The organism is Vogesella oryzagri (assembly GCF_040148885.1).
GTDB classification, from domain to species: domain Bacteria; phylum Pseudomonadota; class Gammaproteobacteria; order Burkholderiales; family Chromobacteriaceae; genus Vogesella; species Vogesella oryzagri.
Map to the genome: position 1 here is coordinate 298228 of NZ_JBEFLD010000005.1, position 13969 is coordinate 312196.

Annotated in this window: 9 protein-coding genes; 5 read left to right on the plus strand and 4 right to left on the minus strand. The window is 69.3% G+C overall.

Annotated elements, in window-relative coordinates:
- Positions 1 to 22: 22 nt before the first annotated feature.
- On the plus strand, positions 23 to 3160 hold the full coding sequence (locus ABNW52_RS11580; RefSeq protein ID WP_349587827.1) for a bifunctional diguanylate cyclase/phosphodiesterase: 3138 nt from the start codon (positions 23 to 25) through the stop codon (positions 3158 to 3160).
- Positions 3161 to 3400: 240 nt separating this feature from the next.
- Here ABNW52_RS11580 and ABNW52_RS11585 read toward each other — a convergent pair whose 3' ends face one another.
- From ABNW52_RS11585 to ABNW52_RS11595, 3 genes are all read right to left on the minus strand, one after another.
- Positions 3401 to 7210, minus strand: coding sequence for a translocation/assembly module TamB domain-containing protein (locus ABNW52_RS11585; protein ID WP_349587830.1), 3810 nt, complete (start codon positions 7208 to 7210; stop codon positions 3401 to 3403).
- A gap of 8 nt (positions 7211 to 7218) precedes the next feature.
- The gene (locus ABNW52_RS11590; RefSeq protein WP_349587833.1) at positions 7219 to 8937 is read right to left on the minus strand and encodes an autotransporter assembly complex protein TamA; all 1719 of its coding nucleotides are present in this window, start codon (positions 8935 to 8937) and stop codon (positions 7219 to 7221) included.
- Positions 8938 to 9017: 80 nt separating this feature from the next.
- Positions 9018 to 9872 (minus strand): DMT family transporter, encoded by an 855-nt coding sequence (locus tag ABNW52_RS11595; RefSeq protein WP_349587835.1) that lies wholly within the window; start codon positions 9870 to 9872, stop codon positions 9018 to 9020.
- Between the two features lie 201 nt (positions 9873 to 10073).
- On the opposite strand from ABNW52_RS11595, the gene ABNW52_RS11600 reads away from it, so the two are divergent.
- The 3 genes from ABNW52_RS11600 (at position 10074) to ABNW52_RS11610 (ending at position 12337) form a co-directional block, all read left to right on the plus strand.
- A complete protein-coding gene (locus ABNW52_RS11600) occupies positions 10074 to 10841 on the plus strand; it encodes a class I SAM-dependent methyltransferase (RefSeq protein WP_349587838.1) in 768 nt (255 codons plus the stop codon).
- A 323-nt stretch (positions 10842 to 11164) separates the two neighbouring features.
- Entirely contained in the window at positions 11165 to 11911 is a 747-nt protein-coding gene (locus ABNW52_RS11605; RefSeq protein ID WP_349587840.1) for a substrate-binding periplasmic protein, read from the plus strand.
- A 51-nt stretch (positions 11912 to 11962) separates the two neighbouring features.
- Entirely contained in the window at positions 11963 to 12337 is a 375-nt protein-coding gene (locus tag ABNW52_RS11610; protein WP_349587843.1) for a cytochrome b562, read from the plus strand.
- Between the two features lie 136 nt (positions 12338 to 12473).
- Here ABNW52_RS11610 and ABNW52_RS11615 read toward each other — a convergent pair whose 3' ends face one another.
- Positions 12474 to 12806: a DMT family transporter gene (locus ABNW52_RS11615; RefSeq protein WP_349587846.1), complete on the minus strand. Its 333-nt coding sequence runs from the start codon at positions 12804 to 12806 to the stop codon at positions 12474 to 12476.
- A 128-nt stretch (positions 12807 to 12934) separates the two neighbouring features.
- Here ABNW52_RS11615 and ABNW52_RS11620 point away from each other — a divergent pair, with 128 nt between their 5' ends.
- The gene (locus ABNW52_RS11620; RefSeq protein ID WP_349587848.1) at positions 12935 to 13825 is read left to right on the plus strand and encodes a LysR family transcriptional regulator; all 891 of its coding nucleotides are present in this window, start codon (positions 12935 to 12937) and stop codon (positions 13823 to 13825) included.
- Positions 13826 to 13969: the final 144 nt, after the last annotated feature.

Below are 13969 nucleotides of genomic sequence, written 5' to 3' on the forward strand. Positions count from 1 at the left end.
CCGCCACACAAGAAGCACACACATGCATCGCGCCCAGAACAAGCTGGCCCGCCTCCAGCTATTCGGCATGCTGGGAGCGGTCACGACCGTCGTCGTGCTGCTGGCCGGCTTTTTCTTCTACCAGCACTGGCAGGATTACCAGGCCAACCGTGCGGCCAACCTGCGCCAGGGCGAACTGCGCAGCCAGGCCTTCATGCGCGCCTGGGGCGAGCATGGCCGCCTGATGCTGGAAAGCCTGCACAGCCAGACCGACACCATCCTGCGCCAGCGCATCCGCGAACAGGTGGATACCGCCCACACGCTGGCCACCGCGCTGTACCAGCGGCAGAAAGACAGCCGCCCGCCCGCCCACATCCAGCGCGACATCATCGAGGCTCTGCGGCCGCTGCGCTATTTCGATGGCCGCGGCTATTTCTTTGTCGACAGCATGGCCGGCGACTGCCTGCTGCTGCCCACCGCGCCGGAGCGCGAAGGACAGTCGCTGCTGGACAACCGCGACGACCAGGGCACCTACATCATGCGCGCGCTGATCCAGGCGGCAGGCAGCCGGCAGCAGCGCGGCTTTGCCAGCTACCGCTGGTTCCGCCCGGGCGAGCGGGTGATGTCGGAAAAAATCGCCTACGTGCGCTACTTCGCCCCCTACCACTGGCTGATCGGCGGCGGCGAATACGTGCACAACGTGGACACCGACCTGCAGCAGCAGGGCCTGGCGCTGCTGGCGCGGCAGCACGTGGTTGGCCGCAGCGGCTTTGCCGTGTTCGACCAGCAGGGCAAGGTGCTGCTGAACTTCGACGGCAGCCCGCCGCGCCAGGACGGCAGCAGCATGCTGCAGGCGCTGGCCGCCAATGCCCGCAGCGGCAGCGTGTTCAGCTTCGAGCAACAGGAAGGCGCGCGCCGCGTCGCCTACACCGCCTACCTCACCGTGATGCCGCAGTGGCAATGGCGCGTGCTGGCGGTGGCGCCCACCGAGCTGCTGGCCGACAGCGGCAACCGCGACGACGCCAGCCTGCTGGCCGCCACCACCCGCAACCGCATCATCGCCACCAGCGCCATCTTCGCCATCACCCTGCTGCTGGCGCTGCTGTTCTCGCTGTACTACTCGCGCTGGATGCGCCGGCTGGCCAACGACTACCGCCTGCGGCTGGAAGAAAAACAGCGCCAGCTGGAAGCCGGCGCCCGCGACATCGAGCTGACCCGCCACATGAGCGACAGCGCCGCCGACATCATCGTGCTGCGCAACGCCCACGGCCAGGTGGTGTACCAGAACCAGCGCGCGCGCGACTGCTTTACCGCGCCGCATGCCCAGGCGCTGGAGCAGCTGTTCTCGGTACTGACCTGCGACCACCTGCAGCACGAACTGGTGCTGGACAGCCGCCACGGCCCGCTGAGCGTGGAGGTGCAGTACTCCAGCGTCAGCTTCGGCGGCGAGCGCTTCCACTGCGCCACCGCCCGCGACATCAGCGCCCGCGTGGCGCAGCAGCACGAGCTGCGGCTGGCCGCCAAGGTGTTCGAGGCCAGCACCGAGGCGATCCTGATCACCGACGCCACCAGCCACATCGTGGCCGTCAACCGCGCCTTCAGCACCATCACCGGCTACAGCGAGAGCGAGGCGCTGGGCCACACCCCGGCCATGTTCTCGTCCGGCCGTCACGACCGCCAGTTCTACGAAGACATGTGGAACCACCTGCGTGCCCGCGGCCAGTGGGCCGGCGAGATCTGGAACCGCCGCAAGAACGGCGAGGTGTACCCGGAATGGCTCACCATCAGCACCCTGCGCGACGAGCACGGCCAGCTCACCCACTACGTGGCGCTGTTCGCCGACATCAGCGAGCGCAAGGCCGCCGAGGCGCGGGTGCAGCACCTGGCCGAATACGACTACCTGACCGACCTGCCCAACCGCCTGCTGCTGTCCGACCGCCTGCAGCAATCGCTGCGCGTCGCCCAGCGCAGCAGCCACAAGGTGGCGGTGCTGTTCATGGACCTTGACCGCTTCAAGAACATCAACGATTCGCTGGGCCACGCTACCGGCGACGCGCTGCTCAAGGCGGTGGCGCAGCGCACCCGCGGCGAACTGCGCGACATGGACACCGTTGGCCGCACCGGCGGCGACGAGTTCGTCATCATCCTGCCGGAGCTGGCCGACAGCGCCCAGGCCGCCAGCGTGGCCGAGCGCATCCTGGAAGCGCTGCAGGCACCGTTCTCGCTGGACGGCCACCAGCTAGTGGTCAGCGCCAGCATCGGCATCGCCATCAGCCCGGACGACGGCAACAGCGCCGAACTGCTGCTGAAAAACGCCGACATGGCGATGTACGACGCCAAGGCCGGCGGCCGCAACAGCTTCCGCTTCTTCACCCGCCACATGACGCAGGAAGCCAACCAGCGCCTGCTGCTGGAAAGCCGCCTGCGCCAGGCGCTGAGCGGCGGCGAGCTGCACCTGGTGCTGCAGCCCAAGTACCGCATGCGCGACCGCCGCCTCACCGGCTTCGAGGCGCTGCTGCGCTGGACCGACCGGGACGGCCGCAGCACCCCGCCCAGCCGCTTCATCCCGGTGGCAGAAGACTCCGGCCTGATCGTGGACATCGGCCTGTGGGTGCTGCGCGAAGCCTGCCAGGTGGCGGCGCAGTGGCCGCGCGATGCGGCCGCGCCGCTGACCATCGCCGTCAACGCCTCGCCGCGGCAGCTGGCGCAGCCGGGCTTTGCCGCCGAGGTTGGCCGCATCCTGCACGACTGCGGCCTGCCGGCGGCGCAGCTGGAAATCGAGGTCACCGAGAATGCACTGCTGGAAAAAACCGGCGTGGTGCAGCAGACGCTGGCGCAGCTGAAACAGCTGGGCGTGCACCTGGCGGTGGACGATTTTGGCACCGGCTATTCCAGCCTGGCCTACTTGAAGAACTTCGCCCCCAACACGGTGAAGATCGACCGCTGCTTCGTCACCGACCTGCAGAGCCGCCACGACAACGCCGCCATCGTGCTGGCCATCATCACCCTGGCCAAGAGCCTGGGCATGGAAGCGCTGGCGGAAGGGGTGGAAACCGAGGAAGAGTTTGCCGCCCTGCTCACCCTGGGCTGCGACACGGTGCAGGGCTACCTCACCGGCAAGCCGCTGCCGCTGGACGTAGCGGCAGCGCTGGTGGCGGCAGAGGTGACCAGCGTCGAGTAGTCATGCCGGGAGGAGGTCACTCCGCCATCTAGTTGGCCGCATGTTGGCGGATCGCCCCTGCGGGAAAGCGGCCGATTCAAAGCGTAGCAAGCCTGCGGCCAACGTGGCGCGGCAGCAGCAGGCCCGACGCAGAGTGCCGGCGACGGCAAACAGCATCCGCGCAGCGGATACAAAGCCAGACGCGGCAAGCGCTGGGCTTGGCTAGGTGGCGCCTCCGCCCTACCAAGCTGCTGCCCACCTTCAATCAAACCGCAGCGTATAGCGCAACTCGCTGGATGCCTCGCGCCCGGCGCGGGCGATCAGCGACAGTTTCTGCGACAGCTGGTAGCTGATGCGCACCGCCTGCTCCGCGCTCTTCAGGCCGTATTCGTAGCCGACGTACAGCTCGCGCGTCAGCTGCTTGCCCAGCGTCACCACCTGCTCGGCCGGGTTCACCGTGCCGTCGCTGCTGGTGGCGGCGCGCGACTGCACCCCGACGTCGTCGAACAGCCCGACGCGGTCGTTGAGCATGCCGGCCAGCAGGCCGCCGGCCGAGGCGCCGCCCATGCCGTTGCTGCTGTCGCCCACCGTGGCGGCACGGCCCAGCACCAGCCACGACAGTTTGTCCTTCTCCGACATCGCCTCGTCCGCCACCAGCTTCACCGACGGCAGCAGCACCGAGCCGCTGATCTCCACCCCGGCGCCGACGCTGGAATTGCGCCGCGTGGCGCGGATGTCCAGCGACGGGTTATCCAGCGCGCCGTTGAAGGTGATCAGGCCCTTGTCAATATCCATGTCCTGGGCGTAGGCCTTGAAGCGGCCCTTGTCCACCCGCACCTGGCCGCGCGCCTGCAGCTCGCCGCCGGGTTCGGCCAGCAGCCGCACATTGCCGCCCAGCCAGGCATCCAGCCCATTGCCGCTGAAGCGGAAGTCATTGCCGAGGCCGATGTTCAGGTCCACGCCCAGTGGCAGCGTGGTGTTGCTATCGGCCACCACCTCGCGCCCGACCACGACCACATCGGACGACAGCCGCGGCCCGCCCAGCTTGGGCAGCTCCAGCCGCGCCTGGTCCACGCCCAGCTCGCCGCGCAGGAACACCTTGCCCTGCTCCAGGGTGATGCGGCTGTTGCCGGATACCGTCAGCCGCCGCCCCGGGCGCTCGATCAGCGCGAAGCGCGTCAGCCGCAGGTTGACGGCGGCACCCGGCTGGTCGCCATCCAGCGACAGGCTGCCGCTGGCCTGCAATTCACCACGCTTGCCGAAGCTCAGCTTGTCCACCAGCAGCGTGCGCTGCTGCAGCCGCGCCGCCAGCACGCCGTCTTCTAGGCGGATGCCGTTCTTGCGCTCGCTGAAACGCAGTTGCTGGCCAGTGATGTCGCCGTGGTACAGCGGCGCCAACAGCGGGCCGTTCAGGCGCACGTCGGCGCTCAGCGCGCCGTCCAGATCGTAGCCATTGCCCAGCCACTGCTGGAAGGCGCCCAGCGTCGGCACCGCCAGCTGCACGCGGGCGGCAATCTGCGCCGCGTCCAGCGTACCGCTGGCCGGCAGCTGCAAGGTGCCCTCGCCGCTGACGCGGCCGAAGCGGCTGTCCAGCTGCAGCCGCAGCGGCGCCGCCGGCCCCAGCCCCAGTTGCAGCTCGGCGCGCGTCAGACCCAGCGGCTGCGGGCTGCGCTGCGGCTGCGGCAGCAGCACGTCGCCGCGCTCGCGGCGCAGGTTGAGACGGCCCTGCGGCCAACCTTGCTGCCCGCTCAGCGCCCAGTCTGCGGCAAACACCAGATCCTGCTGCAGCAGCAGCTTCAGCCACGGCGACAGCGCCGCCAGCGCCAGGTTGTTCACCCGCCCGCTGCTGCGCCAGCCGCTGGCGCGTTGCCAGCTGCTGTCATCCAGCTGCCATTGCGTGCCCAGCGCCTGCCAGCGGCTGGCACCCAGCGAGACCGCATCGGCGGCCAGTTGCAGCGCAGTGGGCGCCTCCAGCCGCAGCGCCACGCCGCCGCCGGCCTGCAGGCTGTTGAGGCGGCCCTGCCAGCGCAGGGTTTGCGGCGCCAGCCCGCCGCTGAGCGCCAGCGCCAGCGTTTGCGGCTGGCCTTGCAGTTGGCCGCGGGCATCCAGTTGCAGCTGGTGCGCGGCGCGGTTGCCGCTGGCGCTCAGCTGCAGGCTGTCCAGCAGCTGGCCGCCACCACGCAGCTCGCGCCCGCTCAACTGCACGCGGAACGGGCTGTCCTGCTGCAAGCCGCTGCTGCCCTCGCCCTGCAGGCTGCCAATGCTGATCGCACCCGGCAGCCGCAGCGCGTGCGCCGCCAGTTTGGCGCTGATGTCCGGCTTGGCCGGGGTGCCGGCCAGTTGCAGGCTGGCGCTCAGCTCGCCGCCGAACGCCGGCCCCAGCAGCGATAGCTGCGGCGCCGTCAGCTGCAGCGCCAGCGTGTCGCCGGCGCGGCCGTAGGCGCCGCTGGCCTGCAGCCGGTTACGCCCCAGCGTCAGGTCGGCCAGCAGTTGCGCCACCCGTTGCGGCTGCCACTGCAGGCGGAACTGCCCGCCCAGTGGCGCGCCGCTGAGCTGGCTGCCGGCCAGTTGCAACGCCACATCCCCTTGTGGTGCCGCGGCCAGATTGGCATGGCTCGCCAGCGTGCCGTTGATGCTGCCATGCGGCCAACGGGCGTCGACCCGGGCCGGATCAAAACCCTGCAACTTGCCGCTAAAGGCCAATTGCCGGCGGTCGAACAGCCAGCTGCCCTCGCCCTGCAAGCGGCCCAGCCCGGTGCGCAGCGCCAGCTCCGCCACTTCCAGCCGGCGCGGCGCCTCCGCCAGCCGCAGGCGGCCGTCCAGCCCCAGCTCGCCGCTGCTTAATTTGATGCGGACTTGCGGCAAGCGCGCGCGGCCGGCGGCGTGCAGCTCGCCGTTGATCAGGTGCGATGGCAGCGATGCGTGCAGCTGGCGGCTGTCGATATTGCGCAGCTGGGCATCCAGCGCCAGTGCATCCGGCGCGGCGCTGCCGCTGACGGTCAGCTCGCCACCGGCCAGCTGCGCCTGCAGGCCGGGCAAACGCAGCGTGTCGCCATCGATGCGGAACTCGCCCCACAGCAGCGACAGCGGGATCTGCTGCGCCGACAGCGGCCCCGGCGCGCTGTTGAGCAGCGAAATGCCGCCGCGCACCGAATCGGCATCCTGCGGCACCACGCTGACCGCCAGTGCCAGCCGTGCCTGCGGCAGCCCCGGCAGCAGTGCCTGCGGGTTGACGCCGCCGACACGCGCCTCCAGCCGGCGCAGGCGCTGCAGCGGCACCGCAGCAAACGGCTGCAGTTCGCTGCTGAGCTTGATCAGCAGGCCTCGGGCGGCGATTTCACCCGCCAGCCGCGGCTGCAGCAGCGAACCGGCCAGCGCCAGCTCGCCGCGCGCGCGCACGCCCTCCAGCACGCCCTGGTAACGCAACTGGCCGGCCAGCTGGAATGGCGCCGCATCCAGCACGGTCAGGCCGACGGTGGCCCCGCCCCACGGCGTGTCCAGCTGGCGCAGGCTCAGCCGGTGGCGGCCGGCGTCATAACGGTAATCGGCACGCAGCGCCGACAGCAGCGGCTGCCCCGGCTGGCTGAAGCTGTCGATCGACAAGGCATCCAGCCGCACCGGCAGCGGCAGCGCCAGCGAGCGCGGCACCTGCGGCGGCGCGGCCGGTTTAGCGGCCGGCTTGCCGGCATAACGGATGTCGCCGATGGCCAGCTGGCGGATATGCAGTTGCCCGTGCCACAGCGCCGTCGGCTGCCAGGCCAGCTGCAGCCGGCTGATGTCCAGCCGCGTGCCAGCCCGCTGCCAGCGCACTTGCTGCAGGGTAAAGCCCTGCCACAGCGTGCCCTCGCTGCGGCCAACCTTGAGGCTGCCGCCGCTGAGGCTGTCGGCCCAGCGCCACAGGGTGGCAAAACCGGCCTGGCTGGTGGTGAGCCAGATCAGCAGCGCGGTGGTGCTCAGCAGCAACAGCAGCGGCGTGGCCAGCAGCCACGGCCACCAGCGGCGGCGGCGCGGCGCGGGCGGCACCGGTGGCGGTGCGGCGGCGGTAATGGAGTCGAGTTCGGGAGGCGTCATCTGCGGCATCAGAACGCCAAACCCAGGTTGAGGTTCCAGCGCCAGCGCTTGTCGCGGTTGCCGTGGGCGATGTCGAACGCCAGCGGCGCCAGCGGACTGAGCCAGCGCGCGCCCACGCCGTAGGCGGTGGCCAGGTTCAGCTTCTGCCACGACTGGGCGGCATCGCCGGCATCGACAAACACCGCCGCGCGCCAGTTCTGCGTCACCGGATACTGGTATTCCACACTGGCGGTGGTCAGCACGCGGCCGCCGCTGATGCTGCCGTCGCTCTCCTCCACCCCCAGGCTCTGGTATTCGTAACCGCGCACGCTGTTGACACCACCGGCCTTGAACAGCCGCGAGGTCGGCACTTCGGTGGTGTCGGCGGCAAACACCTGGCCGCCTTCCAGCCGCGACACCAGCGTGCCGCGCAGCCAGTTAGGTGACCAGTAATTGGCCAGCCGCACGTAGCCGCGCTGAAAGCGGGTGTCCGAGCCCAGATCGCCCACCGTGGCCGCCACTTGTGCCTCCAGCAGGTAGCCGCTGCTGGGACGCAGCAGGTTGTCGATGGCGCGCTGCGTCCAACCGTAGGAGGCAATCAGCGATTTGCTGTCGCGGGTGAGTACATTGTTTTCGTGCTCCTGTTCCAGCACGTATTCCAGCCCCAGCCGCGATTCGACATTGCCGTTCTGGCGGATGCGGAACACGCCCAGTTCGCGGCCGTCGGTCAGCACGCCGTTGCTGTCCTCATGGCTGGCGTGCAGGTTGATGGCGTGCGAATAGCCGCCCACCTGGCGCGGAAAACCCAGCCCCAGGTCCAGCTGCTGCTTGTCGCGCTTCCAGTCCAGCACCACCGAGCCGGTATAGCCACGGCGGAACAGGTTGTAGTGTTCGTAGCCCAGCCGCACGCCGGGGCCGTCGCCGGTGCTGTAGTTCAGGCCCAGGTCCAGTTTCTGCCGCTGCACCTCGCTGACGGTGACGCCGATCGGCACGCTGCCGTCCTGCAGCTGCTCCCACAGCGGCGCCACCACCACGCCGCTGTAGTGGCTGTCTTTTTCCAGGCTGCCCTGGTAATCGAGAATGTCCTGCTGGCGGAAATCGCTGCCCTCGCTGAAGTTGGCCTGGCCGCGGATCACGCTTTCCGGGTAGCGCTGCGCGCCGCTGACCTGCAGCGCGCCGTAGCGGATGCGCGGGCCGCTATCGATGGTGACGCTGAGCGTGGCGCGGCGGCTGGCCGGGTCGATCTCGGCGCGCGAGGCGGCGATGCGCGCCTGCGGAAAGCGCTCCAGCAGCAGGGGGCGCAGCGCGGCCTTCTTGCTGTCGTCCCAGTCGCCCTGGCGGAACACCGCACCCTGCGGCAGACTCCAGGCCGCCTCGGCGTCGGCCACGAAGCGCGCGTAGTCGGCCTCCTGCGTCACCGCGCCGCGGTACTGCAGCGTCACCTGCGTCACCGTTACCGGCAGCCCGGGGCGCACGCTCACCCGCACCCGGTTAGCGTCGCGGCGCACTCTGACTTCCGGTGCAAAATAACCCTCGGTTTCCAGCAGCGTTTTCACCTCGCCGGGCGTGGTTTCCAGCATCGCCGCCAGGTCGCGCTCCTGCAGCGTGTCGTCGGCACGCAGTTGCACCAGGTCGAGGTTCTCCTCCAGCAGCGGCTGCAGCAGCAGCGGTGCATCGATCTCGACCTGATAATCCAGTGCCAGGGCAGGCAGCGGCAGGCACAGCAGCAACAGGGGCAAATAGCGCATCAACAAATATCCGGGGTGAATCGCGCTATGGTAGTGCAGATGCGCAAGCAGCGTCAGCCACCGCCGGGGCGCCGCGCCGGCTAGACCCGGCCCACGCGGCCGGCGATCACCAGCGCGATGCCGCCCAGGATCGCCAGCGCCGCCAGCCCGGTGCGCCAGTCCAGCGCCTCGCCCAGCAACAGCCAGCCGGCCACGGCCGCCAGCAGCGGCACGCTCAGCTGCACCGTGGCCGCGGTGGCGGCGCCCAGGCCGCGCAGCGCGGTGTACCAGATGGCATAGCCGATGCCGGAGGCTAGCGCGCCGGAAGCCAGTGCGTAGGCGACGCCGTCCCACGCCGGCAGCTGCGCCGGCGGCCACAGCAGCATCGGCAGCAGCGCCAGCGGCACCGCGCGCAGGAAGTTGCCCGCCGTCAGCTGGGTGGGGTCGCCGCCACGGCGCCCCAGCAACGAGTACACGCCCCAGGCCACGCCGGCCAGCAGCATCAGCAGCATGCCGGCCAGCGGCGGCGCCGACACCCCCGGCAGCAGCAACAGCAGCAGGCCGCCCAACGCACAGCCAAAGCCCAGCCACTGCCGTGCGGCCAACCTTTCACCCTGCCACAGGCCGTAGCCGATCATGCTGGCCTGCACCGCGCCAAACAGACACAAGGCACCGGTGGCGGTGGGCAGGTGGCGATAGGCGAACGAGAACGCCGCCGCATACACAAACAGCGCGCCGGCGCCGGCCCAGCTGCCGCTTTTTGGCCACACCCGATCACGGCCGCGTACCAGCAACGCCAGCACCAGCGCGCCGCTGGCCAGCCGCAGCAGGGTGAAGCTGGCGGCATCGATGCGCGTGGTCGCCAGCGCCAGCCGGCACAGCAGCGAGTTACCGGCAAACGCCAGCATCGCGATCCAGGTCAGCAGCAGGGTGTGGGCGCGTGGCGACAGCGGCATGCTCGGCTCCGGTAATGACGATAGCGATGGCGCTACCATAGCGCATATTTCAGCGCCGGCATGGCGGCGGCGGGCAGCAGGCGGCTGCGACTTTGGTGCTAGCGCGCAAGCTGTTACTGCTTATAACAGGATAACCACCCGTCTTGTACCGGTACCCAGGCCCGGTTACGGTGGTGGCACTCAACCCCGCGGAGCCCCGCCATGCAAGCCCACCAGCAAGCCACTACCCAGCAGTTCGACCCGCAGGCGCAAGCCTATCTCAGCAGTGCCGTGCACGCCGCCGGCCCCGATCTGGCGCAGGCGCGGCAGCTGGTAGCGGCCAACGTGAGCGCACAGGCGCAGGCGCTGGATGTCGGCTGCGGCGCCGGCCACCTGGCCTTCAACCTGGCACCGCTGCTGGCACAGATCACCGCGCTGGACCCGGCCCCCGCCATGCTGGACACCGTGCGCGCCGCCGCCGTGGCCAACGGCCTGGGCAACCTCGTCACCCAGCCCGGCCACGCCGGCGCGCTGCCGTTTGCCGATGCCAGCTTCGAGCTGGTGGCCAGCCGCTACAGCGCCCACCACTGGCTGGATCTGGCCGCCGGTGTCGCCGACATGCGCCGCGTCACCCGCCGCGGCGGCCATGTGTTGATCATCGATGTGCAGGCGCCGGCAGACGCGCTGGCCGACACCCATCTGCAATGCTGGGAGCTGCTGCGCGACCGCTCGCACGTGCGCGACCGCAGCGACAGCGAGTGGCGCACGCTGCTGGACGACGCCGGCATCGAGCTGCTGGCGCATCACAGTTGGCCGCTGCGACTGGAGTTTGCCAGCTGGGTGACACGCATGCGCACGCCGCCGGAGAAGGTCGCCATGCTGCGCCAGCTGCAGCAGGAAGCGCCGCAGGAGGTGGCCAGCGCGTTGCAGCTGGAAGCCGATGGCAGCTTTACTGCCAGCACCGGGCTATGGTGGGGCCGCGTGCGCTAGCCGGCGCAGCCAGCGCGGACGCCATCGCCGGATACCCGGATAGCAGCTGGCACGCAGCCGGCTGGCATCGGCCACCGCGGCCCAGCGCTGGCACTGCCGGCAGCACACGCGTGGACGGCCAGCCCGATGGCACAACGTTGGCCGCAGGCCCTGGCGCCAGAAGGCCGCAGGCAGTGTGGCGCTAATGTCCGCCGCCCGGCAGGGCGACCCGCCAGCACAGCCCCGTGCCGTTGGCATCGGTCACCGTGGCAGTGACAAGCGACACCATCGCCGCATCTTTTTGCGCATAATTCGATGTAGCCGTCACCCGAGAGTAGCCGCCCATGAAACGCCGCCTGCTGCTTGCCCTGCTCCCGCTCAGCCTCGCCCATGCCGCGCCGTTGCCGGTGATGGTGGAAGACGCCGCCAGCCCGTGGTCCAACAGCAATGGCAGCGGCTACGCCAACGCCATCGTGCGCGCCGCCTTTGACGCCGCCGGTGTACCGATCAAGCTGATCGTGGTGCCCTATGCGCGCTGCAAGGCCAGCGTGCTGGCCGGCGAGGCGGCGGCCTGCTTCAACATGGCGTGGGAGCCGGCGCTGCGCGGCCAGGTGACGTTTTCCAGCCAGCCCATCTTCAGCTCCGAGGCTCGCGTCTACACGGCCAGCGGCAACACCCGCGCCGGCGCCGCCAGCCTGGACGAGATACCGGCGGGCAGCAGTATCGGGCTGGTCAACGGCTATGAGTACCCGCGCAGCCTCGACAGCATCGGCAGCCGGCTGCGCATCGACTACGCCAACAACGAAAGCATGCTGCTGCGAAAGCTGCTGGCCGGGCGCATCCAGTACGCGGTGCTGATCATCGACGCCAAAAAGACCGAACAGCGGCTGCTGACCGGTGCCGGCATCGCTCCGCAGCAGCTGCGCTACCTGTTCACTGCCGGCAGCCAGGGCTCCTACATCGGCTTCAGCAGCAAGCATCCGCAGGGCGAACGCGCCCGCCTGCGCTTTGAGCAAGGCATGCAGCAGATCCGTGCCCGCATCCCGCAGATCATCGCCGGCGATGGCGCGGCACCGTTAAGCGGCCACTAATCCTGGCCGCCTACAGTGCCGGCATCTCCACGCCGCACAGGAAGCCGCACCATGACCGCCATCCGCAACACCACCCGCCTGGGCCTGGCCCTGCTCGCCATCGCCTGTCTGGCCACCACCCCGGCCCGGGCCGGTGAAATCAAGACCGTAATGAAGGACATGAAGACCACCATGAAGGCCGCTCTGGCCAGCAGCAGCATGGCGGACTTCAACAAGTACTTCGCCCAGCTGCAGAACGACGTCAACAAGGCCGGCACGCTGCCGCTGAAAAAGAACCAGCCCAGCTACGACAAGGGTATCAAGGAGCTGCAACAGCAACTGGCCGCCGTCAGCCTGGCGGTAAAAGCCAACGACCTGCCCGCCGCCAAGGCCGCACTGCAGAAGACCGACCCGATCAAGAAGCACTATCACAAGCTGCTGAACTGAGCCGTGCGGCCAACGTTGGCCGCATGCCGGCGCGCTTAGCCGCCGCATAAGCAAACAGCCCCCGTCGCAACGGGGGCTGTTTGCTGGCGCCCCAGCGCCATCTGGCAGCGCCGGGCACGCTGGCGGCGGGGCCAGCTCAATGGCCGGAGGTTTTGGACATTGCCTGCAGCACCACCACACCGGCCACGATCAGGCCGATGCCGAGATAGGCCGGCCCATCCAGCATCTGCTTGTACAACACCTGCCCCACCAGGGCCACCGCCACGATGCCGACGCCGCACCAGATGGCGTACACCATGCCCACCGGCAGGGTTTTCATGATCTGCGGCAGCAGGTAGAACGAAATCACATAGCCCACCACCACCAGCACGCTGGGCAGCAAACGGCTAAAGCCGTCGCTGGCTTTCAGGCTGCTGGTTGCCACCACTTCGGCCACGATGGCAATCGCCAGCATCAGATAGCTGTTCATCCTGCACCTCCTTCCGGCCGGCACGACACAGCGGGGCCGCTACCCCGTCTGCCCGCAGACCAATTGCCGCCATCGTATATCTGATATTCAGGTACATTAAAGATAGAAACCATCTGAAAGACAGATAGATGAAATGGACGCTGGAACAACTGGCCACCTTCGTCGCCGCGGCCGAGGCGCCATCGTTTTCTGCCGCCGCCCGCCAGCTGGGGCGCGCCCAATCGGCAGTCAGCACCGCGATTGCGCTGTTGGAAGCCAGCCTGGACACCGAGCTGTTCGATCGCAGCGGGCGGCTGCCCACCCTGACCAGCGCCGGCAGCGTGCTACTGGCCGAAGCGCAGGAATTGCTGCGGCAATGCCGCCATTTCGATAACCGCGCGCTGACCCTGGCCACCCGCCGCCCCGAGCAGCTTACGCTGGCTCTGGACGAAGGCCTGCCCTACCCTGCGGAACTGGAGCTGGTACAGGCGCTGGACCAGGCCTTCCCGCAGCTGGAACTGACGCTGTGCCATGGCTCGGCGGCCAACATTGCCGAGTGGCTGCGCGCCGGCCACGCCGATGTCGGCCTGGCGTTCCGCCGCATCCCCGCCGACGCCACGCTGGCCTCGGAACCGGTGGGCGCGGTGCCGCGGGTGCTGGTGGTGGGCAGCAAGCACCCGCTGCTGCAAGAGCCGGCGCTCAACCGCCAGACGCTGGCACGCTACCGCCAGCTTCTGGTGACGCCGCGCTTTGTGCTGGACGACGCCGACGAACGCATCAGCCCGCAACTGTGGCGCACCGACAGCCTGTACGTGATTGCCGAACAGGCCGCCATGGGCCAGGGCTGGGCAGTGCTGCCGCTGAACATCGCGCGCTACCCGACGCTGAACGGCCAGCTGGTGGAAATCCACGCCCAGGACCTAGCCTTCCCGGCGCTGGAAGTGCACCTGTACTGGCGCGCCGGCCAGGAAGATGCCCCGCTGCTGCGCTGGCTGCGGCGCTATATGGCGAATGCGGTGTTTGCGCGCAGCGTGGGCTGAGGCGGGCGAAGCGTGGCCGCAAGGATGGCGGCGCAGTGGTCGCACATTAGCCTGCCGCCTTGCCGCCAACGTTGGCCGCAGGCCGCGCCGCACGACCAAGCAAAGCGCCAGGCCACGGTACACGGCCATCCGCCACCCCGGTAG

What these genes read in the sequence shown, in the direction of transcription:
- ABNW52_RS11620 (WP_349587848.1), top strand. Translation starts at nt 12,935, where the DNA reads ATGAAATGGACGCTGGAACAACTGGCCACCTTCGTCGCCGCGGCCGAG.
- ABNW52_RS11580 (WP_349587827.1), top strand. Translation starts at nt 23, where the DNA reads ATGCATCGCGCCCAGAACAAGCTGGCCCGCCTCCAGCTATTCGGCATG.
- ABNW52_RS11610 (WP_349587843.1), top strand. Translation starts at nt 11,963, where the DNA reads ATGACCGCCATCCGCAACACCACCCGCCTGGGCCTGGCCCTGCTCGCC.
- ABNW52_RS11615 (WP_349587846.1), bottom strand. Translation starts at nt 12,806, where the DNA reads ATGAACAGCTATCTGATGCTGGCGATTGCCATCGTGGCCGAAGTGGTG.
- ABNW52_RS11605 (WP_349587840.1), top strand. Translation starts at nt 11,165, where the DNA reads ATGAAACGCCGCCTGCTGCTTGCCCTGCTCCCGCTCAGCCTCGCCCAT.
- ABNW52_RS11595 (WP_349587835.1), bottom strand. Translation starts at nt 9,872, where the DNA reads ATGCCGCTGTCGCCACGCGCCCACACCCTGCTGCTGACCTGGATCGCG.
- ABNW52_RS11600 (WP_349587838.1), top strand. Translation starts at nt 10,074, where the DNA reads ATGCAAGCCCACCAGCAAGCCACTACCCAGCAGTTCGACCCGCAGGCG.
- ABNW52_RS11590 (WP_349587833.1), bottom strand. Translation starts at nt 8,937, where the DNA reads ATGCGCTATTTGCCCCTGTTGCTGCTGTGCCTGCCGCTGCCTGCCCTG.
- ABNW52_RS11585 (WP_349587830.1), bottom strand. Translation starts at nt 7,210, where the DNA reads ATGACGCCTCCCGAACTCGACTCCATTACCGCCGCCGCACCGCCACCG.